At 62.8% G+C, this 23004-nt stretch carries 22 protein-coding genes; 15 read left to right on the plus strand and 7 right to left on the minus strand.

Translation table 11 applies throughout. The features are described 5' to 3' along the window. Window positions 1-15 precede the first annotated feature (15 nt). The 5 genes from alc to J3D60_RS12355 all read left to right on the plus strand — a co-directional run bounded on the left by alc (window position 16) and on the right by J3D60_RS12355 (window position 5478). Window positions 16-1011 carry an allantoicase gene (gene alc / locus J3D60_RS12335; protein WP_253491610.1) on the plus strand — a complete coding sequence of 332 codons (996 nt, stop codon included), beginning with the start codon at window positions 16-18 and terminating at the stop codon, window positions 1009-1011. A 146-nt stretch (window positions 1012-1157) separates the two neighbouring features. Beyond that, window positions 1158-1661, plus strand: a complete 504-nt coding sequence (locus tag J3D60_RS12340) for an ureidoglycolate lyase (protein ID WP_094951459.1) — start codon at window positions 1158-1160, stop codon at window positions 1659-1661. Window positions 1662-1712: 51 nt separating this feature from the next. Continuing rightward, a complete protein-coding gene (locus J3D60_RS12345) occupies window positions 1713-2996 on the plus strand; it encodes a urate hydroxylase PuuD (protein ID WP_253491611.1) in 1284 nt (427 codons plus the stop codon). A 116-nt stretch (window positions 2997-3112) separates the two neighbouring features. Then, a complete protein-coding gene (locus tag J3D60_RS12350) occupies window positions 3113-4462 on the plus strand; it encodes a nucleobase:cation symporter-2 family protein (RefSeq protein ID WP_092355131.1) in 1350 nt (449 codons plus the stop codon). Window positions 4463-4692: 230 nt separating this feature from the next. After that, window positions 4693-5478, plus strand: a complete 786-nt coding sequence (locus tag J3D60_RS12355; RefSeq protein ID WP_065940522.1) for an outer membrane protein OmpK — start codon at window positions 4693-4695, stop codon at window positions 5476-5478. A 109-nt stretch (window positions 5479-5587) separates the two neighbouring features. Here J3D60_RS12355 and J3D60_RS12360 read toward each other — a convergent pair whose 3' ends face one another. Together J3D60_RS12360 and J3D60_RS12365 are read right to left on the minus strand one after the other, a co-directional pair. Then, complete coding sequence (locus J3D60_RS12360; RefSeq protein WP_115486788.1) at window positions 5588-6730, minus strand: patatin-like phospholipase family protein; 1143 nt, start codon at window positions 6728-6730, stop codon at window positions 5588-5590. 31 nt (window positions 6731-6761) lie between these two features. Further along, complete coding sequence (locus tag J3D60_RS12365; protein ID WP_253491612.1) at window positions 6762-7697, minus strand: lipid A biosynthesis lauroyl acyltransferase; 936 nt, start codon at window positions 7695-7697, stop codon at window positions 6762-6764. 119 nt (window positions 7698-7816) lie between these two features. Between J3D60_RS12365 and minC the strand changes: the two genes are divergently transcribed. The 7 genes from minC (at window position 7817) to J3D60_RS12400 (ending at window position 14527) form a co-directional block, all read left to right on the plus strand. Continuing rightward, window positions 7817-8554: a septum site-determining protein MinC gene (gene minC / locus J3D60_RS12370; protein WP_027603909.1), complete on the plus strand. Its 738-nt coding sequence runs from the start codon at window positions 7817-7819 to the stop codon at window positions 8552-8554. A 201-nt stretch (window positions 8555-8755) separates the two neighbouring features. Beyond that, the gene (gene minD / locus J3D60_RS12375) at window positions 8756-9568 is read left to right on the plus strand and encodes a septum site-determining protein MinD (protein ID WP_003175251.1); all 813 of its coding nucleotides are present in this window, start codon (window positions 8756-8758) and stop codon (window positions 9566-9568) included. A gap of 3 nt (window positions 9569-9571) precedes the next feature. Then, window positions 9572-9826 carry a cell division topological specificity factor MinE gene (gene minE / locus J3D60_RS12380; protein WP_003175252.1) on the plus strand — a complete coding sequence of 85 codons (255 nt, stop codon included), beginning with the start codon at window positions 9572-9574 and terminating at the stop codon, window positions 9824-9826. Between the two features lie 96 nt (window positions 9827-9922). Further along, complete coding sequence (locus J3D60_RS12385) at window positions 9923-10558, plus strand: RluA family pseudouridine synthase (RefSeq protein ID WP_065940525.1); 636 nt, start codon at window positions 9923-9925, stop codon at window positions 10556-10558. A gap of 86 nt (window positions 10559-10644) precedes the next feature. After that, complete coding sequence (locus J3D60_RS12390; RefSeq protein ID WP_027603907.1) at window positions 10645-11934, plus strand: M18 family aminopeptidase; 1290 nt, start codon at window positions 10645-10647, stop codon at window positions 11932-11934. Between the two features lie 198 nt (window positions 11935-12132). Next, a complete protein-coding gene (locus J3D60_RS12395; protein WP_016970148.1) occupies window positions 12133-12309 on the plus strand; it encodes a hypothetical protein in 177 nt (58 codons plus the stop codon). A gap of 52 nt (window positions 12310-12361) precedes the next feature. Continuing rightward, window positions 12362-14527, plus strand: a complete 2166-nt coding sequence (locus J3D60_RS12400) for a mechanosensitive ion channel domain-containing protein (protein WP_253491613.1) — start codon at window positions 12362-12364, stop codon at window positions 14525-14527. 188 nt (window positions 14528-14715) lie between these two features. Here the strand turns inward: J3D60_RS12400 and J3D60_RS12405 are convergent, their stop codons facing one another. The 5 genes from J3D60_RS12405 to J3D60_RS12425 form a co-directional block, all read right to left on the minus strand. Further along, entirely contained in the window at window positions 14716-14937 is a 222-nt protein-coding gene (locus J3D60_RS12405) for an MbtH family protein (protein ID WP_027603905.1), read from the minus strand. A gap of 82 nt (window positions 14938-15019) precedes the next feature. Further along, window positions 15020-16414: an aspartate aminotransferase family protein gene (locus tag J3D60_RS12410; RefSeq protein ID WP_065940526.1), complete on the minus strand. Its 1395-nt coding sequence runs from the start codon at window positions 16412-16414 to the stop codon at window positions 15020-15022. A 148-nt stretch (window positions 16415-16562) separates the two neighbouring features. Then, complete coding sequence (locus tag J3D60_RS12415) at window positions 16563-17330, minus strand: N-acetylmuramoyl-L-alanine amidase (protein WP_253491614.1); 768 nt, start codon at window positions 17328-17330, stop codon at window positions 16563-16565. A 122-nt stretch (window positions 17331-17452) separates the two neighbouring features. Then, window positions 17453-18775 (minus strand): ATP-binding protein, encoded by a 1323-nt coding sequence (locus J3D60_RS12420; RefSeq protein WP_065940528.1) that lies wholly within the window; start codon window positions 18773-18775, stop codon window positions 17453-17455. Next, on the minus strand, window positions 18772-19452 hold the full coding sequence (locus J3D60_RS12425; protein WP_027603901.1) for a response regulator: 681 nt from the start codon (window positions 19450-19452) through the stop codon (window positions 18772-18774). Before J3D60_RS12425 ends, J3D60_RS12420 begins: the two co-directional genes overlap by 4 nt. A gap of 176 nt (window positions 19453-19628) precedes the next feature. Here J3D60_RS12425 and dsbD point away from each other — a divergent pair, with 176 nt between their 5' ends. The 3 genes from dsbD to dsbG are packed head-to-tail and all read left to right on the plus strand — an operon-like array spanning window position 19629 to window position 22944. Continuing rightward, window positions 19629-21356, plus strand: coding sequence for a protein-disulfide reductase DsbD (gene dsbD / locus J3D60_RS12430; RefSeq protein ID WP_253491616.1), 1728 nt, complete (start codon window positions 19629-19631; stop codon window positions 21354-21356). After that, on the plus strand, window positions 21356-22207 hold the full coding sequence (locus tag J3D60_RS12435) for a TlpA disulfide reductase family protein (RefSeq protein WP_253491618.1): 852 nt from the start codon (window positions 21356-21358) through the stop codon (window positions 22205-22207). Before dsbD ends, J3D60_RS12435 begins: the two co-directional genes overlap by 1 nt. Continuing rightward, complete coding sequence (gene dsbG, locus J3D60_RS12440; RefSeq protein WP_027603898.1) at window positions 22183-22944, plus strand: thiol:disulfide interchange protein DsbG; 762 nt, start codon at window positions 22183-22185, stop codon at window positions 22942-22944. The genes J3D60_RS12435 and dsbG overlap by 25 nt, the downstream gene beginning before the upstream one ends. The last annotated feature ends 60 nt before the right edge of the window (window positions 22945-23004 follow it).

Below are 23004 nucleotides of genomic sequence, written 5' to 3' on the forward strand. Positions count from 1 at the left end.
AGGCAGACAAGAAGAATGAAAGCTTACGCCGTACCTTTCGAAAAGTTCGTCAACCTGGCCGACGCCCGCCTGGGCACCAAGATCATCTCCGTGACAGATGACTGGTTCGCCGACGCCAACCGCCTGTTCCAGCCGACCCCGGCCGTGTGGAAGGAGGGCGTTTTCGATGACAACGGCAAGTGGATGGACGGCTGGGAGTCACGCCGCAAGCGCTTCGAAGGCTACGACAGCGCCGTGATCCGCCTGGGCGTACCGGGTTCGATCAAGGGCGTGGACATCGACACTTCATTCTTCACCGGCAACTACCCTCCGTCGGCCTCCCTGGAAGCCTGCTTCCTGGCCTCGGGCGAGCCTGACGACGACACCCAGTGGGTAGAAGTCCTGTCGGCCGTCGAGCTGCAAGGCAACAGCCACCACTACCACGAGATCAGCAACGACCAGGCATTCAGCCACCTGCGTTTCAACATCTACCCGGATGGCGGCGTAGCCCGTCTGCGTGTGTACGGCGTGCCGTTCCGCGACTGGTCGGCAGTGGGCGACAACGAACAGATCGACCTGGCTGCCGCATTGAACGGTGGTCGCGCACTGGCGTGTTCCGATGAACACTTCGGGCGCATGAGCAACATTCTCAACCCAGGCCGTGGCGTCAACATGGGCGATGGTTGGGAAACCGCCCGCCGTCGCACGCCAGGCAATGACTGGGTGATCGTCGCCCTGGGCCACCCCGGCGAAATCGAGAAGATCATCGTCGACACCCTGCACTTCAAGGGTAACTACCCGGACACCTGCTCGATCCAGGGCGCCTTCGTGAAGGGCGGCACCGACAGCCAGATCGAAACCCAGTCGCTGTTCTGGCGCGAACTGCTGCCGGCACAGAAACTGGAAATGCACGCCGAACACACCTTCGCCGAGCAGATCAAGGCACTGGGCCCGATCACCCACATCCGCCTGAACGTGTTCCCGGATGGCGGTGTGAGTCGCCTGCGTGTGCTGGGTAAAGTTTCGAAGTAAGCAGTGAACCCCTGTGGCGAGGGAGCTTGCTCCCGCTGGGTCGCGAAGCGGCCCCAACAGATGGGACTGCTACGCAGTCCAACGGGAGCAAGCTCCCTCGCCACAAAAGCAGAACAAACAACACAGAACTCGGATAAGAGACAGCCATGCGCACACTGATGATCGAACCCCTGACCAAAGAAGCCTTCGCCCCTTTCGGAGACGTTATCGAAACCGACGGCAGCGATCACTTCATGATCAACAACGGGTCGACCATGCGCTTTCACAAGCTGGCAACGGTAGAAACCGCACAGCCTGAAGACAACGCGATCATCAGCATCTTCCGCGCCGACGCGCAGGACATGCCGCTGACCGTGTGCATGCTGGAGAGACACCCGCTGGGCAGCCAGGCCTTCATTCCGCTGCTCGGCAACCCCTTTCTGATCGTGGTCGCGCCACTTGGCGATGCACCTGTATCAGGCTTGGTCCGCGCCTTCGTCACCAACGGCAGGCAGGGCATCAATTACCATCGCGGCGTCTGGCACCACCCGGTGCTGACGATCGAAAAGCGGGATGACTTCCTGGTGGTTGATCGCAGTGGCACAGGCAATAACTGCGATGAGCATTTTTTCAAAGAGGATGAGCGGTTGATCCTCGCCCCCCACCAATAAGAGAAGGCCGGATCACCCGACAACAAGGGTGACAGGCGAGAGGTAAAGACTGTGGAAGCACATCTGTTGGAATGGCTGAACCTCAGCGTGCGCTGGGTTCACATGATCACTGGCGTCGCCTGGATCGGCGCTTCGTTCTACTTCGTCTGGCTGGAAAACAACCTCAACCGCGTCAACCCCAAGGACGGCCTGTCCGGTGACTTGTGGGCGATCCACGGTGGCGGTATCTACCACCTGGAAAAATACAAGCTGGCCCCGCCGACCATGCCGGACAACCTGCACTGGTTCAAATGGGAAGCCTATTTCACCTGGATGTCGGGCGTCGCGCTGCTGTGCGTGGTGTTCTACCTCAACCCGACGCTGTACCTGCTCGCCCCCGGCAGCAGCCTCAGTGGCAGCGAAGGCGTCTTGCTGGGCATCGGCTCACTGTTCGCCGGCTGGTTCATCTACTCCTTCCTCTGCGACTCGGCCCTGGGCAAACGCCCTGCCCTGCTCGGCTTGATCCTGTTCGTGCTGTTGATTGCCGCCGCGTACGGCTTCAGCAAAGTGTTCAGCGGCCGTGGTGCGTACCTGCACGTGGGCGCGGTGATCGGCACCATCATGGTCGGTAACGTGTTCCGCATCATCATGCCGGCGCAGCGCGCGTTGGTGGCGGCGATCGCCGAGAACCGCACGCCCGATCCGGCCCTGCCGGCCAAGGGTCTGCTGCGCTCACGGCACAACAACTACTTCACCCTGCCGGTGCTGTTCATCATGATCAGCAACCACTTCCCGAGCACCTACGGCAGCCAATACAACTGGCTGATCCTGGCCGGGATCGCGGTGGCGGCGGTGTTGGTGCGGCACTACTTCAACACGCGGCATAACAGCCAGAAGTATGCGTGGACCTTGCCGGTGGGTGCGTTGGCCATGATTTGCCTGGCGTATGTGACCGGGCCCAAGCCGGCCGAACCGATTGCCAAGGCACCGGCGGCCATCGAGTACCAACCGTTGCCGGAAACCGCATTGGGCGGTGGCCTGAAACCCGCCGCGCCGGCAGCTCCGGCCGCCGCACCTGCGCCGGCCCAGGCGACGATTGATTTCGACAAGGTCCACGGAGTGATCCAGGAACGCTGCGCCGTGTGCCATTCGGCCAAGCCCACCAGCCCGTTGTTCAGCACCGCGCCGGCCGGCGTGATGTTCGATACCCCGGCGCAGATCCAGCAACAGGCGGCGCGTATCCAGGCGCAGGCGGTGGCGAGCCAGATCATGCCGTTGGGCAACATCACCCAGATGACCCAGCAGGAGCGGGATTTGATTGGCACCTGGATCAATCAGGGGGCGCGTACCAACTGACAGCCTGGCGCAAATCCAAAATGTGGGAGGGGCAAGCCCCCTCCCACAGGGGACTTGCAGTGATTTAGAGATTGCGTTCCACACAACACAAAAATAAAAAAGATCCGAGGTGTTGCATGACCGAGTTAGTCGAACCGCAGATTCCTGCCGCACCCGCCATGGTGCGGCTGCCCCTCTTGCAACTGATTCTGGTAGGCCTGCAACACGTCTTGCTGATGTACGGCGGCGCCGTCGCCGTCCCCTTGATCATTGGCCAGGCCGCCGGCCTGAGCCGTGAAGAAATCGCCTTTCTGATCAACGCCGACCTGCTGGTAGCCGGCATTGCCACCCTGGTGCAGTCATTCGGCATCGGCCCGGTGGGCATCCGTATGCCGGTGATGATGGGCGCCAGTTTCGCTGCTGTGGGCAGCATGGTCGCCATGGCCGGCATGCCCGGTATCGGCTTGCAGGGCATCTTCGGCGCCACCATCGCCGCCGGGTTCTTCGGCATGCTGATCGCGCCGTTCATGTCCAAGGTCGTACGCTTTTTTCCGCCGCTGGTGACCGGCACCGTGATCACGGCCATCGGCCTGTCGCTGTTCCCCGTGGCCGTGAACTGGGCCGGTGGCGGCAGCGCAGCGGCCACCTTCGGCTCACCGATTTACCTGGCGATTGCCGCCCTGGTACTGGCCACCATCCTACTGATCAACCGCTTCATGCGCGGCTTCTGGGTGAATATCTCGGTGCTGATCGGCATGGGCCTGGGTTACGCCCTGTGCGGGGCCATCGGTATGGTTGACCTCAGCGGCCTGGCCCAGGCACCGTGGGTGCAAGTGGTGACGCCGCTGCACTTCGGCATGCCCAGGTTCGAGCTGGCGCCGATCCTGTCGATGTGCCTGGTGGTGGTGATCATCTTCGTCGAATCCACCGGAATGTTCCTGGCGCTGGGCAAGATCACCGGCCAGGACGTCACGCCGAAAATGCTGCGCCGTGGCTTGCTGTGTGATGCCGGTGCGTCGTTCTTCGCCGGTTTCTTCAACACCTTCACCCACTCCTCCTTCGCGCAGAACATCGGCCTGGTGCAGATGACCGGCGTGCGTTGCCGCTCGGTGACGATGATGGCCGGTGCCTTCCTGATTGTGCTCAGCCTGTTGCCCAAGGCCGCGTACCTGGTGGCGTCGATTCCCCCGGCAGTGCTCGGTGGGGCGGCGATTGCCATGTTTGGCATGGTGGCGGCCACCGGCATCAAGATCCTCCAGGAGGCCGATATCGCCGACCGTCGCAACCAGTTGCTGGTGGCGGTGAGCATCGGCATGGGCCTGATCCCCGTGGTGCGCCCGGAGTTCTTCGCACAGTTGCCCGTGTGGATGAGCCCGATCACCCACAGCGGCATCGCCATGGCGACCCTCAGCGCACTGTCGCTGAATATCCTGTTCAACATTCTCGGCGGGGCCGAACGCCCCGTAGTCGACCCCGCCCATACCTGACACATGCCCCATTGTCGCCCTGTGCGCGCTGTAACGGCGCACTTGAGCCCTGACGTGGGAGCCAGTATTCTCCGCGCCCGCTTGGATCGACGGTTGTTTACCGCCTTGGCGCGGGTCTTGCTGTAGCAATAAAGCTGACCATTCAGACCACTTTTGTAACCACTAAAGGCGCCGCACCAGAGCGCTTGTGTAGAAGAAAAACCATAAAACTTTAACTCGGGAGCAACCGAATGAAACCTATGTTCAAAGGCCTGATGCTGGCGGGATCCCTGCTGGCCGGCGGCCAGGCCGTGGCCGGTGACTTGTTGCAGTGGCAGAACAACAGCCTGACTTACCTGTGGGGCAAGAGCTTTACCGTCAACCCACAGATCCAGCAAACCGTCACGTTCGAACATGCCGATGCCTGGAAGTACGGCGACAACTTCTTCTTCCTCGACCGCATCTTTTACAACGGCAAGGAAGACGGCAATGTCGGCCCGAATACGTATTACGGCGAGTTCAGCCCACGGTTGTCGTTCGGCAAGATTCTCGACAAGGACCTGTCCTTCGGACCGATCAAGGATGTGTTGCTGGCCTTCACGTATGAGTTCGGCGAAGGCGACAACGAGTCGTACCTGCTCGGCCCTGGCTTCGACCTGAACATCCCGGGCTTCGACTACTTCCAGCTGAACTTCTACCAGCGCCAGACCGAAGGCAATCGCCCAGGCGACGGTGTATGGCAGATCACCCCGGTATGGTCGTACACCCTGCCGGTGGGCAACTCGAATATCCTGATCGACGGCTTTATGGATTGGGTGGTGGACAACGACAAGAACGCCCGTGGCACTTACCACGCCAACCTGCACTTCAACCCGCAGGTCAAATACGACTTGGGCAAGGCGCTGCATTGGGGCGACAAGCAGTTGTACGTGGGCTTTGAATACGACTACTGGAAGAACAAGTACGGGATCGAGGATTCCGGCGCGTTCAAGACGACCCAGGACACGGCGAGCTTCCTGGTCAAGTATCACTTCTGACCCCCTGCAGGAGCGAGCTTGCTCGCGAAAAACCAGAGATCACCGCGTTTATTCAGAACAAAAGCGGTGCCTATGGGTTCTTCGCGAGCAAGCTCGCTCCTACAAGGGTTCATGCCAAGCGCAGGAACCGCATGATCTCTTCACGCTTGGCCAGCGCATCCTTCCTGCCCAACTCAATCAACTCGCTGCAATACCCCGCCTCGAACAGCAAGTAACTCAGCACCCCCGCCCCGCTCGTCTTGGTCGCCCCCGGCCCACGCAGGAACAGACGCAATGCCGCCGGCAATTCCTGCCGATGCCTTGCGGCGATTTCGTCGATCGGCTGGCTTGGCGCAATCACCAGCACTTCCACCGGCGCCAGGCCACGGGCCGCGCTGTCGGCTGGCTGGTGATGGCTGAACTGGTTCAGACGCTCCAGCAGTTCGATATCGCTTTCCAGGCTGTCAATGAACGTGCTGTTGAGCATATGCCCACCGATCTGGGCCAACGTCGGCTCCTGGCCGGTATAGGTGCGTTGCGCCATCGGTTCATTGCCCCGCGGGTTACCGCTGACACCCACCACCAGCACCCGGGTCGCCCCCAGGTGCAGCGCCGGGCTGATGGGCGCCGACTGGCGCACCGCGCCGTCGCCGAAGTATTCCTGGTCGAGCTTCACCGGGGCAAACAGCAAGGGGATCGCCGAACTGGCCAGCAGGTGTTCAACCGTGAGTTGCGTCGGCACTCCGATACGCCGATGGCGCAACCAGGCGTCGATGGTGCCGCCGCCCTGATAGAAAGTCACCGCCTGCCCGGATTCATAGCCGAAGGCCGTGACGGCGACCGCATGCAGGTGCTGTTGGCGGATGGCCTCGTCGATACCTGCCAAATGCAGTTTGTCCTGCAACAAATCCCGCAGCGGCGAGCTGTTGAGCAGCGCCACCGGCAACTGCCGGCCCAGCCCCAGCAAGCTGTGGGTAAAGAAGCGACTCGCCTGGCGCACCACCCCCGGCCAATCGCTGCGCAATACCAGGTGGCTGCGAAATCCCTGCCAGAACGCGGTCAGGCGCTGGATGGCCGCCGTGAAATCCATCGCACCGCTGGCCAGGCTCACCGCATTGATCGCACCGGCCGACGTGCCGACGATCACCGGAAAAGGGTTGGGCGCCCCCGGCGGCAACAGCTCGGCAATCGCCGCCAATACCCCCACCTGATACGCCGCTCGCGCCCCGCCGCCGGAAAGAATCAAGCCTGTAACCGGTTCAGCTGCGCGCATTGCATCACTCCATGTGGGGGGAAAGTCGGTCTTAGCGACGGCGTTTTTCGTACAGCTTGGGTTCGCCCGGTGGCCGGCTCTTGAAGCGGCGGTGGGTCCACAGGTATTGCTCGGGACATTCACGCACCGAGGCTTCGACCCACTGGTTGATGCGCAGGCAGTCGACTTCATCGCTTTCGCCGGGGAAGTCGCTCAACGGCGGGTGGATCACCAGGCGGTAACCGCTGCCGTCCGCCAAGCGCTGCTGGGTGAACGGCACCACCAGCGCCTTGCCCAGCTTGGCGAACTTGCTGGTGGCAGGCACGGTGGCGGCCTGGATGCCGAACAGCGGCACGAAGATACTTTGCTTGGCGCCGTAGTCCTGGTCCGGTGCATACCAGATGGCGCGGCCGGCACGCAGCAGCTTGAGCATGCCGCGCACGTCTTCGCGCTCGACCGCCAGGGAGTCGAGGTTATGCCGCTCGCGGCCACGGCGCTGGATATAGTCGAACAGCGGGTTGCCGTGCTCGCGGTACATGCCGTCGATGGTGTGCTTCTGCCCCAGCAGGGCCGCACCGATTTCCAGGGTGGTGAAGTGCAGGGCCATGAGGATCACGCCCTTGCCATCCAGTTGGGCCTGCTTGAGGTGTTCCAGGCCTTCGACATGGGCCAGGCGCGCCAGGCGCTGGCGCGACCACCACCAGCTCATGGCCATTTCGAAGAAGGCGATGCCGGTGGAGGCGAAGTTTTCCTTGAGCAGCTTCTTGCGCTCTGCGGAGGATTTTTCCGGGAAGCACAGTTCCAGGTTGCGGGCGGCGATGCGGCGACGTTCGCCGGCCACACGGTACATGCCTGCACCCAGCAGGCGACCAATGGTCAGCAGCGCACGGTACGGCAGTTGGGTCACCAGCCACAGCAGGCCGAGTCCCAGCCATAACAGCCAAAAGCGCGGGTGAAAAAATACAGCTCGAAAACGCGGGCGATCCATTACAGATTCCGGGAAAGACAGGGCCGCGCATTCTACAACGGTTCGACTCGGCTTGCGGCCAGTGAGTGTTCTCGTTATAAGTCTCGACACTTTTCGTGACAAGCCGCTTTTTGCCGACCATGAGCCAAACCGAACCGCTAGACCAAGATCCCGTGTTCCAGCTGAAAGGCAGCATGCTCGCCATCACCGTGCTGGAACTGGCCCGCAACGACCTCGACGCCCTGGACCGCCAGCTCGCCGCCAAGGTTGCCCTGGCGCCGAACTTCTTTAACAACGCCCCGCTGGTACTGGCCCTGGACAAACTGCCGGCCGGCCAGGGCAGCATCGACCTGCCCGGCCTGATGCGCGTGTGCCGCTCCCACGGCCTGCGAACCCTGGCGATTCGTGCCAGCCGCATCGAAGACATTGCCGCCGCCATCGCCATTGAACTGCCAGTACTGCCACCCTCCGGCGCGCGTGAGCGTCCACTGGAACCTTTGGTCGGCGAAGTGCAGAAAAAACCGGAAAAACCAGCGGAACCGACGATCAAGCCTACAAAGATAATCACCACGCCCGTACGCGGCGGACAGCAGATTTACGCCCAGGGCGGCGACCTGGTGGTGATCTCTTCGGTCAGTCCCGGCGCGGAACTTCTCGCCGATGGCAATATCCATGTATACGGTCCGATGCGCGGACGTGCCCTCGCCGGCATCAAGGGGGATACCAAGGCACGCATTTTTTGCCAGCAATTGACCGCTGAGCTGGTGTCCATCGCGGGCCAGTACAAGGTTTCGGAAGATTTGCGCCGCGATCCGCTGTGGGGAGCCGCGGTGCAGGTCAGCCTGTCGGGCGATGTGTTGAACATCATCCGTCTTTAACGGATACTGCCGCATTTTCCAAGCATCTCTAGACTCTGATAGCACAGCGAAACTGGCATTACTTGCGTAGGAACATTTGAAGGTTGGCGTTTTTCCTGCGAAAACCCGTCTTTTTTCCTACAAAGGCTGTCCGCCTGCGGCGAGTTCCAAGAGATGTTTTTCAGGGGCTGAAAAGTCCTTTTTCCTTAGGGGTGAAACACCTTGGCCAAGATTCTCGTGGTTACATCCGGCAAGGGTGGTGTGGGTAAGACCACCACCAGCGCCGCTATCGGTACCGGCCTCGCTCTGCGCGGCCACAAGACAGTCATCGTCGACTTCGACGTCGGTTTGCGTAACCTCGACCTGATCATGGGCTGCGAACGCCGCGTGGTGTACGACTTCGTCAACGTGGTGAACGGCGAAGCCAACCTGCAACAGGCACTGATCAAGGACAAGCGCCTTGAGAACCTGTACGTGCTGGCCGCCAGCCAGACCCGCGACAAAGATGCGCTGACCAAGGAAGGCGTAGGCAAGGTTCTCGCTGAACTGAAGGAAACCTTCGAGTACGTGGTCTGCGACTCCCCGGCCGGTATCGAAACCGGTGCTCACCTGGCGATGTACTTCGCCGATGAAGCCATCGTGGTGACCAACCCGGAAGTGTCTTCGGTACGTGACTCGGACCGCATGCTCGGCCTGTTGGCCAGCAAGTCCAAGCGCGCCGAGGAAGGCCAGGACCCGATCAAGGAACACCTGCTGCTCACCCGCTACAACCCTGAGCGCGTCAGCAACGGCGAAATGCTCGGTGTTGAAGACGTCAAGGAAATCCTCGCCGTGACCCTGCTGGGCGTGATCCCGGAATCCCAGGCGGTGCTGAAGGCGTCCAACCAGGGCGTCCCGGTGATTCTCGACGACCAGAGCGACGCCGGCCAGGCGTACAGCGATGCGGTTGATCGCTTGCTGGGCAAGACCGTGGAACATCGCTTCCTCGATGTTAAGAAGAAGGGATTCTTCGAGCGTATCTTTGGAGGCAACTAAACAATGAAATTTCTCGACTTCTTTCGCGCCAACAAAAAGCCAAGCACCGCGTCGGTCGCGAAAGAGCGTCTACAGATCATCGTGGCGCACGAACGCGGCCAACGCAGCACCCCGGATTACCTGCCCGCCTTGCAGAAGGAACTGGTGGAGGTGATCCGCAAGTACGTCAATATCGGCAACGATGACGTGCATGTCGCCCTGGAAAATGACGGCAGCTGCTCGATTCTGGAACTCAATATCACCCTGCCTGATCGTTGATCGAACAGGCGGCCGCCACGGCGGCTCGGTCACCTTGATCCCTTCGCGGGAACCGGGTGGTCGAGCCGCCGTTGGCGTTTGTTGCGAGGCTGTTTAATGCCGCTGTCCACTATTCATATCCTGCATCAGGACGACGCTGTCCTGGTGGTGAACAAGCCGACCCTGTTGCTCTCGGTGCCCGGCCGCGCCGATGACAACAAGGACTGCCTGATCACCCGCCTGCAGGAAAACGGCTACCCCGAAGCCCGCATCGTCCATCGACTGGACTGGGAAACCTCGGGGATCATCCTGCTGGCCCGGGATGCCGATACCCATCGCGAACTGTCCCGCCAGTTTCACGACCGCGAAACCGAAAAGGCCTACACCGCGCTGGCCTGGGGCCAGCCGGCACTGGACAGCGGCAGCATCGACCTGCCCCTGCGCTACGACCCGCCGACCAAACCGCGCCATGTGGTGGACCACGAGTTCGGCAAGCACGCGCTGACGTTCTGGAAAGTGCTGGAACGCTGTGGCGACTGGTGCCGGGTCGAGCTGACACCGATTACCGGAAGGTCGCACCAGTTACGCGTGCATATGCTGTCCATCGGGCATCCGTTGCTCGGTGACGGCCTGTATGCCCATGAACAGGCCCTGGCCGCCTGGCCGCGCCTGTGCCTGCACGCGAGCATGCTGAGCTTCACTCACCCGCAAAGCGGCGAGCGCTTGCGCTTTGAGTGCCCAGCACCGTTCTAAAGCTGTAAATACAGTAAATGTAGGAGGGGCGGTGCACTTCTCGCCCTCGAACGGTAAACTCCGCGCATTGCTGTCTGGAGCTATTTATGCGCGAAGCGTTGAATCAAGGCCTGATCGACTTCCTCAAGGCCTCCCCTACTCCTTTTCATGCCACCGCCGCCCTGGCCCAGCGCCTGGAAGCGGCCGGTTTCCAGCGCCTCGACGAGCGCGAGACCTGGGCCACCGAAGCCAACGGTCGCTACTACGTGACCCGCAACGATTCCTCGATCATCGCCTTCAAGCTCGGCCGCCATTCGCCGTTGCAAGGCGGGATTCGCCTGGTCGGCGCCCATACCGACAGCCCGTGCCTGCGGGTCAAGCCCCAGCCTGAGCTGCAACGCCAGGGCTTCTGGCAACTCGGCGTGGAAGTCTACGGCGGCGCGCTGCTGGCGCCGTGGTTCGACCGCGACCTGTCCCTGGCCGGCCGCGTCACCTTCCGTCGCGACGGCAAGGTCGAAAGCCAGCTGATCGACTTCAAGCTGCCCATCGCCATCATCCCCAACCTGGCCATTCACCTGAACCGTGAAGCCAACCAGGGCTGGGCGATCAATGCCCAGACCGAATTGCCGCCGATCCTCGCGCAATTTGCCGGTGATGAACGCGTGGACTTCCGTGCCGTGCTCACCGAGCAGTTGGCACGGGAGCATGGGCTGAACGCCGATGTGGTGCTCGACTACGAGTTGAGCTTCTATGACACCCAGAGCGCCGCCGTCATCGGCCTCAACGGCGACTTCATCGCCGGCGCACGCCTCGACAACCTGCTGTCGTGCTACGCCGGCCTGCAAGCCTTGCTCACCAGCGAGAGCGACGAAACCTGCGTGCTGGTGTGCAACGACCACGAGGAAGTCGGTTCCTGCTCGGCCTGCGGTGCCGACGGCCCGATGCTGGAACAGACCCTGCGTCGCCTGTTGCCTGAAGGTGATGAATTCGTACGCACCATTCAGAAATCCCTGCTGGTGTCGGCCGACAATGCCCACGGCGTACACCCCAACTACGCCGACAAGCACGACGCCAACCACGGCCCCAAGCTCAATGCCGGCCCGGTGATCAAGGTCAACAGCAACCAGCGCTACGCCACCAACAGCGAAACCGCCGGGTTCTTCCGTCACCTGTGCATGGCCCAGGAAGTGCCGGTGCAGAGCTTCGTGGTGCGCAGCGACATGGGCTGCGGCTCGACCATCGGCCCGATCACCGCCAGCCACCTGGGTGTGCGTACGGTGGATATCGGTTTGCCGACGTTTGCCATGCACTCCATTCGTGAACTGTGCGGCAGCCATGACCTGGCGCATCTGGTGAAGGTGTTGGGCGCGTTCTACGCCAGCCACGACCTGCCCTGATCAACCCTCCTGTAGGAGCTGGCTTGCCGGCGAAAATCGCTCACGATGACGCGAGCATCCTGGATGAACGCGGCGTCCAGGATTTTTTCGCTGGCAAGCCAGCTCCTACAGGAAATCCAACCTGACACATATCAACGCCACCTTCTGCAATCCGACCTAGACTTGTCAGTATTCCCACTCCGACAAGGCCGTCGCCCCATGATCTCCATGTCCTCCTTCCACGCCATGCTTATCCCTATCCTGATCGGCATGATCATGCTCGCCGTCGGCTTCAACTTCCGCGACAAGCCCCTCGGCGTGTTCGGCATGTGGGTCGGCATGCTGCTGATCCTGGGCACCGTGGTGTACAAGATCCTCGCCAAACTGGCCGAATGACGCTTGCACTCGTACACTCGCTCAACCCGTCGTTTCCAAGGTTGACCGCCTCGTGCTTTCCCGTCTGTTTGCCCTGCCCTGCTGTTTCCTGATCGCCCTGCTCACGCTGCTGCCGCTCTCGTCCGCCCAAGCGGTGGGCCTGCCCGGGCTGCTCGGCACCACCAAGGCCCAACCCCAGGCCGAAGTGCCGTTGGGGCAGTCGCTGGACGAGGTGATCAAGACCCTGGAAAACGACCAGCAACGCACCCAGTTGCTGAGCGACTTGAAGAAGCTGCGCGCCGCTACCCAGAAGGCCCAGCCCGCCGCCGAGCAAGGCGTGCTCGGGCTGATCGGCAGTACGCTGTCGGGCCTGGAGCAGCAGTTCTCCGGAGCCGACAGCCCGCTGGGGCGCTGGTCGAATGAAATCGACCTGGCCAAGGACGAACTCAGCGCCCTGATGCTGCCGGCCAGCGAATGGCTGCCGATCATTTTCGGCTTTGCAGTGATCCTGGCGGTGTGGAGCCTGCTGGCAGCCGCGTTGATCTGGCTCAGCCACCGGGTACGCGAGCGCTTCGGTCTGCCCGAGGAGTTGCCGCAACACCCGCGTACCTGGGACATGCTGCGCTTCGCCCTGCGCAAATTAGGGCCCTGGCTGATCGCACTGGTGATCACCGTGTACCTGAGCTACGCCCTGCCCTCGTCCCTGGGCAAATCCCTGGCAATGGTGCTGGCGTATGCGCTGGTGGTCGGCACCTGCTTCTCGGCGATCTGCGTGATTGCCTTCTCCCTGCTCGACGGCCCGCACCGCCACCGCGCGCTGTATATCCTGCGCCACCAGGCGTTCCGCCCGTTGTGGTGGATCGGCAGCTTTGCCGCCTTTGGTGAAGCCTTGAGCGACCCGCGGCTGGTGGCTGCGCTCGGCCAGCACCTGGCCCACACGGCGGCCACGGTCGCCAATGTGATGGCCGCGCTGTCCACCGGCGTGTTTATCCTGCGTTTCCGGCGGCCGATCGCCCACCTGATCCGCAACCAGCCGCTGTCGCGCCGCCTGACCCGCCGCGCCCTCAGCGACACCATCGAGATCATCGGCACCTTCTGGTACATCCCAGCCTTGTTGTTGGTGGGTATCTCGCTGTTCGCCACCTTCGTCTCCGCCGGCGACACCAGCACCGCCCTGCGCCAGTCGCTGTTGTGCACGGTGTTGCTGGTGTTGTGCATGGTGATCAACGGCCTGGTGCGACGCCATGCGCTCAAGCCGCAACGGGGGCACAAGCGCCATGCGCTGTACTCCGAACGCCTGAAAAGCTTTGTCTACACCCTCGCCCACCTGGTGGTGTGGCTGGTGTTTATCGAACTCGGGCTGCGGGTCTGGGGCCTGTCGCTGATCCGCTTTACCGAAGGCGACGGCCATGAAATCAGCGTCAAGCTGTTCGGCCTGGGCGGCACACTGCTATTTGCCTGGTTGATCTGGATCCTCAGCGACACCGCGATCCATCACGCCCTCACCCGCTCGCGCAAAGGCCTGGCCAATGCCCGCGCGCAGACCATGATGCCGCTGATCCGCAACGTGCTGTTCGTGACCATCTTCATCATTGCCGCCATCGTCGCCCTGGCAAACATGGGCATGAACGTCACGCCACTGCTGGCCGGTGCCGGTGTGATCGGCCTGGCCATCGGTTTTGGTGCGCAGTCACTGGTGGCCGACTTGATCACCGGCCTGTTCATCATCATCGAAGACTCCCTGGCCATCGATGACTACGTGGACGTCGGCGGCCACCTCGGCACCGTCGAAGGCCTGACCATCCGTACCGTACGCCTGCGCGACATTGACGGCATCGTGCACACCATCCCGTTCAGCGAGATCAAGAGCATCAAGAACTACTCGCGGGAGTTCGGCTACGCGATCTTCCGGGTGGCGATCCCGTACAACATGGAAATCGACGACGCGATCAAGCTGATGCGCGATGTCGGCCAGAAAATGCGCAACGATCCGCTGCAACGCCGCAATATCTGGTCGCCACTGGAGATCCAGGGGGTGGAAAGCTTCGAGTCAGGCAGTGCGATCCTGCGCGCGCGCTTCAAGACGGCGCCGATCAAGCAGTGGGAAGTGTCGCGGGCGTTCAACCTGTCGCTGAAGCGGCATCTGGATGAAGCCGGGCTGGACCTGGCCACGCCGCGCTTGAGTGTGCAGGTGGTGACGGGGGCTGCGGGGGGGTTGGAGAAGGACAAGAACGCGTAAGGTCATGGCGAATGTGATGAGCTTGTTGTGGTTTGTGGTGAGCTTATTGTGGTGAGCTTTTTGTGGTGAGCTTTTTGTGGTGAGCGGGCTTGCCCCGCTCACCACAACAAGCCCGCTCAACCACAACAAGCCCGCTTGCCACAAAAAGCCCGCCCACCACGACAGGCCGGCCTACTGCAGGTTTTGCGTCAGGCCAGCGTTGCGCCGTCCATCTTCTGGCGCAGGCTCAACGGACGCATATCGGTCCAGGTTTCTTCGATGTAGGCCAGGCACTCTTTCTTCAGGCCGCTCTTGCCCACGGTGCGCCAGCCTTCCGGCACGGCCTTGTAGTCGGGCCAGATGGAATACTGTTCTTCATGGTTGACCACTACCTGAAACAGGATGTCGTCGCGGTCAAATACTGAGGTCATTGCTGTTCTCCATCGCTCAAAGGCTGGCTGCGCACCACGCGCAGCGCTGATATCTGTAGAAACGTACCAACACGCCAAAAAATTAGAGGCTGGCGACGGCTGCCGCCAGGGCGCGCCCGAAGATCTCGGCCACGCGGTCGATCTCGGCGGCGGTGATCACCAGTGGCGGCAGGAAGCGCACCACGCTGCCATGCCGGCCGCCCAGCTCGAGGATCAGGCCGCGCTTGAGGCATTCACGCTGTACCAGCGGTGCCAGTTGGCGATGCACCGGCGGGTGGCCCTGGATATCCAGGGTGCCGTCCGGGTCCACCAGTTCCACACCGAGCATCAGCCCGCGCCCGCGAATATCCCCCAGGTGCGGGTAGTCGCGCTGCAGGATGCGCAGGTGTTCGCCCAGGCGCTCGCCCATGGCGGTCGCATGGCCGGCCAGGTCGTGCTCCTTGAGGTAGCGCATCACCGCCGAACCGGCCGCCATGGCCATCTGATTGCCACGGAATGTCCCGGCATGGGCGCCCGGCAGCCAGGTGTCTAGCCAGTCGCGATACACCACCACCGCCAACGGCAGGCTGCCGCCGATGGCCTTGGACATCACCACCACATCCGGGATGATGCCGGCGTGTTCGAAGGCAAACATCTTGCCGGTACGGCCGAACCCGCTCTGGATTTCATCAACGATCAACGCCACACCCGCCTGCGCGGTGATGCGCCGCAGGCCGCGCAGCCAGTCGAGATCGGCCGGGATCACCCCGCCCTCGCCCTGCACCACTTCGACAATCACCGCCGCCGGCAGCAACACCCCGGCTTCCGGGTCGTTGAGCAGGTTTTCCAGGTAATGCAGGTTGACCCGCACGCCTTCTGCGCCGCCAAGACCGAACGGGCAACGGTAGTCGTAAGGGAATGGCAAAAACTGCACGCCATTGCCGAGCAGGGCACCCAAGGGTTTTTTCGGCCCCAGGCTGCCCATCAGGCTCAACGCGCCCTGGCTCATGCCGTGATAACCGCCCTGGAACGACAGCACCGTGCTGCGCCCCGTGGCAGTGCGTACCAATTTCAACGCCGCTTCCACGGCATCGGTACCGGTGGGGCCGCAGAACTGGATCTTGGCTTCCCGCGCCAGCTCCGCCGGCAGCAGGCCGAACAGGTCCTGCACGAACTGGTCCTTGACCGGCGTGGTCAGGTCCAGGGTGTGCAACGGCAGTTCGTCGCTCAGCACTTGCTGGATGGCCTGGATGACCACCGGGTGGTTGTGCCCCAACGCCAGGGTACCGGCGCCGGCCAGGCAATCGATGAAACTGCGACCCTCCACGTCTTCCACGTAGATCCCCTTGGCGCGTTTGAGCGCCAGGGGGATGCGCCGCGGGTAACTGCGGGCGTTGGATTCCTGCTGACGCTGGCGGGCCAGCAGCGGGCTTTCGTCGAACTGATAAAGCGTTTCATGCACCTGGGTATCTTCGATACGGCTGGTAGCGACTGACATCTCTCGATCCCTCAATACGCGGATGATGGTGACCAAACTGCCGATCCGTTGGCGTCTGGCCCAAGGGCATGCGCACGGATTTCCTGTTCTGGAAACGCACCAGCGAGAAAAGGATTTAGGGGCAGTGATGGTTGACTGATGGATGAGCTCAAAGTCCGCGGTATTTTTCATTCAAGGCATACAGGATCGCGCAGGTCTCGGCATCCAACACACCACAATAATCCCGCGCCCGAAAGTGCATCTGAAACGCCCGGGTGCGCTGCTCGAACGCCTGGCGATTCTGCGCCGGCTTATAGCCATAGCGCTGAAATGCGCGCTCCACCTCCACTTCAGGCGGCAGCCCGACACAAAACCGGCGCTGGTACATGGCCCGCGTCGACTCGTCGAACCATGCCCCGACTCCCGCCTCGAACAAACCGCGCCAGGGCAGGCGCGGCCCCGGATCGCTCTTGCGCCAGTACGCCACGTCCGAGTGCCCGAGGATGTCGGCCGGTCCGATCTGCGGGTAACGCCCAAGGATGTCGCGAAGCAATGCAATCAACACCGCCACCTGCTCCTGGCCATACGCGGGAAAGGTGAAGACGCCACCGTCATCCCGAGCCAGGTTGACGATTTCGATGCCGATCGCCCGACTGTTGAGGTTATCGCGCCCACCCCAGTGGCTCGCCCCGGCATGCCAGGCGCGCTGGTTTTCGTGCACCAGGCGAAACACGCGTAACTCGTCATACCCGGCGGCGCGGTAGCCGGGCTCGTCGGGATCAGGCAGCAGGTAATGCGCGCTGACCCCGTTCCGGGTCAGAGTTCGCAAGGAGGAGGCGAACGGCGCCGCGGTGTAATGCAGGATCACCTGCCGCACGGGTTCGCCGTGACGTTCGTTGAAATCCCTGGCGGGGAAACTGGTATCGATGACCAACATAAGAACCGTCCTTTTCAATACAGGCCGAGTCTTTCGGCCCGTTCAAGCGCAAAAAAATTACCGCCATCCTGAAGGGTTGCACTTCAAGCGGGCGGTAACTATTTGGCACGTCGAAAAGGAGGTCAGCGTCGTAACGGCATGCCCAGATCGACGCGCAGGCCATCCGCCTGGCTGTCGAACGTCAATGAGCAGGCACAGCGCTGCACGATCGCCTGCACGATCGCCAGGCCCAGGCCACAGCCCTCGCTGTTGCCGTTGCGCCAGAAGCGTTGGGTGAGGTATTGCAGGTCTTCGGGGGAGATCTGCTTGCCGTGGTCGCGCACGCGGAAGATCACGTGGTCGGCGGCGGTAAACACACTGAGCTCCACCCGTGTGTCTGCGGGTGTGTGGCGCAGGGCATTGTCCAACAGGTTGCGCAGGGCGGCGACCGCCAGGCCCACCGGCATGTCCACCGGGGTTTCGCTGAGGTTGTCCGCCAGGTTCAGGTCGATACGCCCATTATCGCCGGCATTCGCGTCCTGGATCGCCAGCCGTGCGACTTCCTCGGCGCTGGACTGCACGCCATCGTCGAATGACAGGCTGCCTTCCACCCGCGCCAACAGCAGCAATTGCTCCAGGGTGCGATGCAAGCGGTCGGCGCCCTCCTCGGCATGGGCCAGGGACTGGTCGCGGGCCGCGCCCTCGGTCATGCGCGCCACTTGCAGGTGGGTCTTGATCGCCGTCAGCGGGCTGCGCAGCTCGTGGGCGGCGTCGCCGGTGAGGCGGCGTTCGCGCTCGATGGTCTTGGCGATGCGTTGCAGCAGTTGGTTCTGGGTGTCGAGCAGCGGCTTGAGTTCGCTGGGCAGCGGGTGGATCTGCAACGGTTCGAGGGAATCGGCACTGCGGCGCATCAGCGCGTCACGCATGCGGTTGAGCGGCAGCAGGCTCTGGCCGATGCCCAGCCACAACAGGCACAGGCAACCGAGCATCGCCACGCCCACCGGCACCGAGGCGGCGAGCAGGATCGACAGGTTCAGCGCCTCGCGCTCCACCTGGCGGTCGGCGGTAGTGATCAACAGGTCGCCACGGGACAGGGTAAAACTGCGCCAGCCCACGCCGTCGATGACCTGGTCACGAAAGCCGCTCTTGCGCGACTCCAGGCCCTCATCCGGCGTGGTATGGCTGCGGGCGAGGATTTCCCCGCGCAAGGAGCTGACCTGGCACGCCATGCCCCCCGGCACATTCAGTTGCTCGGCGCTGAAATGCGCGCCGCCGCTGACACTGGCCAGGCCCGGCATCTGCTCGGTCAGGCCCGCCACCATGCGCGCCGACGCCACCAGGCGCTGGTCGAGGGAGAACATCATCTGATTGCGCAGGTCGTTGAGCATCCAGGCCGCCGCCAGGGCCCAGATCAGCACAAACGCGGCGCCGAGCTTGAACGTCAGGCGCAGGCGCAGGCTTTTCACGAAACGTTCTCGCCATCGTCTGCCGGGCCGAGGCGGTAACCCAGGCCGCGCACGGTCTCGACGATGCCATTGCCCAACTTGCGCCGCAGGTGATGGATATGCACGTTGAGGGCGTTGCTTTCCAGTTCATCGTTGAAGCCGTAGACGCTGTCCTTGAGTTGCTCGCTGGACAGCACCCGGCCTTTGTTGTGCAGCAAGGCCTGCAAGAGCGCCTGTTCACGTCGGGACAGGTCCACGGGCTGGCCGCCCAGCAGGGTTTCGCGGCTGCTTGGGTCGTAGGTCAGCCGGCCGTGCTCGATCAGGTTGACGCTGCGCCCCGCCATCCGGCGCAGCAGGGTTTGCAGGCGTGCGGCCAATTCGCGCAGGTCGAAGGGTTTGAGCAGGTAGTCATCGGCACCGGCTTGCAGGCCGTCGACGCGGTTGGTCACCGAATCCCGCGCGGTGAGGATCAGCACCGGAATCTCCAGGCCCTGGCTGCGCAGCTGTTGCAGCAGCTTGAGGCCGTCTTCGTCGGGCAGGCCGAGGTCGAGCACCATGATGTCGAAGGTCGCCGCCTTGAGCATCGCGCGCGCAGCGGCGGCCGTGGCCACGCGCTCGACTGTAAAGCCCTGGGCACCGAGGCCGGCCACGATGCCGCTGGCGATCAGTTCGTCGTCTTCACAGACCAGTACGTGCATGCTGAACCCTTCATGAAAGATGGGGGGATTAAAAGTGCAACGGATTAAGCGCAGATTATGCCGTGAAAAGATGCAAGCTCAGATAATCCCTACACTTTAGAATAGCGCCCGGTTAATCATCGGTTAATCAACGCCACACATTGTGTGCCTCACTTGCATCGAACTAAGGCTTGACCATGCGGCATCTGTTTACCTTTCTGCTGGTGTTATTCGCGGGGTTGGCCCAGGCGGCGCCGGGCAATCCGTTTGAGACCAAAGCCGATTTCCTCCCGGTGGGCAAGGCCTTCACCTTTACCTCCGAACGTCTTGAAAGTGGCGAGACCCAGCTGTATTGGCAGATTGCCGACGGTTATTACCTGTACAAGCAGCGCATGAAGTTCGATGGCCTGGCCGAAAAGCCCGTGTTGCCGCAAGGCGAAGCCCATAGCGACGAATTCTTTGGCGAGCAGGAAGTGTATCGCCAGGGCCTGGAAGTGAAGATTCCCGCCGGTGTCACCGGCCAGGTCAAGCTCGGCTGGCAGGGCTGCGCCGATGCAGGGCTGTGCTATCCGCCGCAGTCGATCAGCGTAGACCTGGGCGGCAACCCCGCCGTTGCGGCCACCGCCGAAGCCCAGGACCAGAGCCTGGCCAGCGGCCTGCAACAACGCAGCCTGGGCTGGAGCCTGCTGGTGTTCTTCGGCCTGGGCCTGCTGCTGGCGTTTGCCCCGTGTTCGTTGCCGATGCTGCCGATCCTCGCCGGCCTGGTGGTGGGCAGTGGCGCGAGCCCGCGTCGCGGCTTTGCCCTGGCCGGCAGCTACGTGGTGTGCATGGCGCTGGTGTATGCGGCGCTTGGCGTACTCGCCGCCCTGCTCGGCGCCAACCTCGCGGCGCTGTTGCAAACCCCGTGGATCCTCGGCAGCTTCGCCGCCTTGTTCGTGATCCTCGCCCTGCCGATGTTCGGCTTCTTCGAACTGCAACTGCCCGTGGCCTTGCGCGATCGCCTGGATAACGTCAGCCGCAACCAGAGCGGCGGCAGCCTGGTCGGCGCCGGGGTGCTCGGCGCGCTGTCCGGCCTGCTGGTGGGGCCGTGCATGACCGCGCCCCTGGCCGGTGCATTGCTGTATATCGCCCAGAGCGGCAATGCCCTGCACGGCGGCCTGATCCTGTTCGCCATGGGCATCGGCATTGGCGTGCCGCTGCTGTTGCTGGTGACCGTGGGCAACCGTTTCCTGCCCAAGCCGGGTACCTGGATGAATGTGCTCAAGGGCATCTTCGGCTTCCTGTTCCTGGCCACCGCCGTGCTGATGATTCGCCCGGTGATCGACGAAAGCCTGTGGCTCGGCCTGTGGGGCGTGCTGGCCATGTCCATGGCCTATTGCGGCTGGCGCCTGGCCCAGGATTTCGGGCGGGTCGCCATGCTGTTCGGCGCCGGTTCCGTGGTCGTGGGGTTATGGGGCGGACTGCTGCTGGTGGGTGCGGCGGGAGGCAGCGATGACCTGTGGCAACCGTTGAAGGTCTACAGCGGCTCGCGGAGCACTGCCGCACCCAGCGCCCACGAAGCCTTCATGACCATCAATGACCCCGCTGTGCTGCAAGGCCAGCTCGACAGCGCCAAGGCCCAGGGCCAATGGGTGCTGGTGGACTACTACGCCGACTGGTGCGTGTCGTGCAAGATCATGGAAAAACAGGTGTTCGGCAAACCCGAAGTGCTCGATGCATTGAAGGATGTACGCCTGCTGCGCCTCGACGTCACCGCCGACAATGCCGCCAGCCGCGCACTGCTGGGCCGTTACCAGGTGCCGGGGCCGCCCAGCTTCGTGTGGATCGGCCCTGACGGTGAGGAACGCCGCGCCCAGCGCATCACCGGCGAAGTGGATGCCGCCGCTTTCCTGCAACGCTGGACTCACGCCCGGGACGCCCTCTGATGCTGACCCTGACCATCGGCACCTTCGCCATCGCCCTGAATCACATCCTGCTGATCAGCGCGTTGATTCTCGCCACCCTGGTGGGTTGGCGCGTGGCCAAGCGTGGCGGTGAAAATCCGGAATCGGTGCTGTTCAGCCTGTTCCTGCTGGGCATGCTGGCGGCCCGCGTCAGCTTCGTGCTGATGTACTGGAGTTACTACAGCAATGACTGGCTGCAGATGGTCGACCTGCGCGACGGCGGTTTTCTCGCCTGGCCCGGTATCGTCGCCCTGATCCTCGGTGCACTGCTCTACGGCTGGCGTCGCCCGGCGCTGCGCAAGCCACTGAGCGCCGGGGTCGTCACCGGGCTGGTGTTCTGGGGCATGACCAGCCTGTCCTTGAGCGTGTATGAAAAAGGCACACGCCTGCCGGACATCACCTTGCGCAACGCCAATGGCGAGGTCGTGCAACTGGCGGATTACCAGGGCGGCCCGCTGGTGATCAACCTGTGGGCCACCTGGTGCCCGCCGTGCCGCCGCGAAATGCCGGTGCTGGAAAACGCCCAGCGCATGCGCCCCGACGTGACCTTCCTGTTCGTCAACCAGGCCGAAAGCATGCAAAGCGTCAGCACCTTCCTCGCCACCCAGGGCCTGACCCTCGACAACGTGTTGTTCGACGCCAGCGGCCGCCTCGGCCAGGCCGTGGGCTCCATGGCCTTGCCCACCACGCTGTTCTACCAAGCCGACGGGCGCCTGATCAACAGCCACCTGGGCGAGTTGTCCCAGGCCAGCCTGGCCCGTGCCATGGAACCCTTCGACACCGCCCCTGCCGCCACAAGGAAACCGACATGCCTCGCCTCCGCCACCTGCTGACCCTGCTGCCGCTGACACTGGCAGCTACCCTGGCCCAGGCCGAAGACTGGCCGGCACCGATCAAACAGATCGAAGCCAAAGGCGCCAAAATCCTCGGCAAGTTCGACGCCCCCAGCGGCCTCACCGGCTACGCCGCGCAATACCAGAACCGCGGTATGGCGCTGTACCTGACCGCCGACGGCAAGAGCGTGATCGCCGGCAACCTGTACGACGCCCAGGGCAATGACCTGAGCAGCGCGCCCCTGGAAAAACTGGTGTACGCGCCGATGGCCAAGGAAGTCTGGGCCAAAATGGAAAAAAGCAGCTGGATCCAGGACGGCGACAAAAACGCCCCGCGCATCGTCTACCTGTTCAGCGACCCCAACTGCCCGTACTGCAACATGTTCTGGGAACAGGCGCGGCCATGGGTAAAAGCCGGCAAGGTGCAGTTGCGCCACATCATGGTCGGCATCATCCGCGAAGACAGCGCCGCCAAGTCGGCCGCCCTGTTCGCCGCCAAGGACCCGCAAAAGGCCCTGGAAGAGCACGAAGCCGCCGGCAAAGGCAGCAAACTGCAGGCGCTGGCCAAGATCCCGGCGGACATCGAAGCCAGGCTCGATGCCAATATGAAGTTGATGGACGAGCTGGAACTGTCGGCGACGCCGGCGATTTTCTACCTGGATGACAAGGGCGGCTTGCAGCAACAGCAAGGGGCGCCGTCGCCGGAGAAGTTGGCGAAGATTATGGGGCCGAAGTAAGCGACGCCTGGTCTGACGCCATCGCGGGCTTGCCCCCGATGGCGTCCTGACAGACAGCGA

Origin of the sequence: Pseudomonas sp. S3E17, assembly GCF_024168685.1 — a bacterium.
Taxonomy (GTDB): Bacteria; Pseudomonadota; Gammaproteobacteria; order Pseudomonadales; family Pseudomonadaceae; genus Aquipseudomonas; species Aquipseudomonas marginalis.

Bases quoted from the DNA above. Each gene is read 5' to 3' on its own strand.
- alc (WP_253491610.1), top strand. From the start codon at position 16: ATGAAAGCTTACGCCGTACCTTTCGAAAAGTTCGTCAACCTGGCCGAC.
- J3D60_RS12340 (WP_094951459.1), top strand. From the start codon at position 1,158: ATGCGCACACTGATGATCGAACCCCTGACCAAAGAAGCCTTCGCCCCT.
- J3D60_RS12350 (WP_092355131.1), top strand. From the start codon at position 3,113: ATGACCGAGTTAGTCGAACCGCAGATTCCTGCCGCACCCGCCATGGTG.
- J3D60_RS12355 (WP_065940522.1), top strand. From the start codon at position 4,693: ATGAAACCTATGTTCAAAGGCCTGATGCTGGCGGGATCCCTGCTGGCC.
- J3D60_RS12360 (WP_115486788.1), bottom strand. From the start codon at position 6,730: ATGCGCGCAGCTGAACCGGTTACAGGCTTGATTCTTTCCGGCGGCGGG.
- J3D60_RS12365 (WP_253491612.1), bottom strand. From the start codon at position 7,697: ATGGATCGCCCGCGTTTTCGAGCTGTATTTTTTCACCCGCGCTTTTGG.
- minC (WP_027603909.1), top strand. From the start codon at position 7,817: ATGAGCCAAACCGAACCGCTAGACCAAGATCCCGTGTTCCAGCTGAAA.
- minE (WP_003175252.1), top strand. From the start codon at position 9,572: ATGAAATTTCTCGACTTCTTTCGCGCCAACAAAAAGCCAAGCACCGCG.
- J3D60_RS12385 (WP_065940525.1), top strand. From the start codon at position 9,923: ATGCCGCTGTCCACTATTCATATCCTGCATCAGGACGACGCTGTCCTG.
- J3D60_RS12390 (WP_027603907.1), top strand. From the start codon at position 10,645: ATGCGCGAAGCGTTGAATCAAGGCCTGATCGACTTCCTCAAGGCCTCC.
- J3D60_RS12395 (WP_016970148.1), top strand. From the start codon at position 12,133: ATGATCTCCATGTCCTCCTTCCACGCCATGCTTATCCCTATCCTGATC.
- J3D60_RS12405 (WP_027603905.1), bottom strand. From the start codon at position 14,937: ATGACCTCAGTATTTGACCGCGACGACATCCTGTTTCAGGTAGTGGTC.
- J3D60_RS12410 (WP_065940526.1), bottom strand. From the start codon at position 16,414: ATGTCAGTCGCTACCAGCCGTATCGAAGATACCCAGGTGCATGAAACG.
- J3D60_RS12415 (WP_253491614.1), bottom strand. From the start codon at position 17,330: ATGTTGGTCATCGATACCAGTTTCCCCGCCAGGGATTTCAACGAACGT.
- J3D60_RS12425 (WP_027603901.1), bottom strand. From the start codon at position 19,452: ATGCACGTACTGGTCTGTGAAGACGACGAACTGATCGCCAGCGGCATC.
- dsbD (WP_253491616.1), top strand. From the start codon at position 19,629: ATGCGGCATCTGTTTACCTTTCTGCTGGTGTTATTCGCGGGGTTGGCC.
- J3D60_RS12435 (WP_253491618.1), top strand. From the start codon at position 21,356: ATGCTGACCCTGACCATCGGCACCTTCGCCATCGCCCTGAATCACATC.
- dsbG (WP_027603898.1), top strand. From the start codon at position 22,183: ATGCCTCGCCTCCGCCACCTGCTGACCCTGCTGCCGCTGACACTGGCA.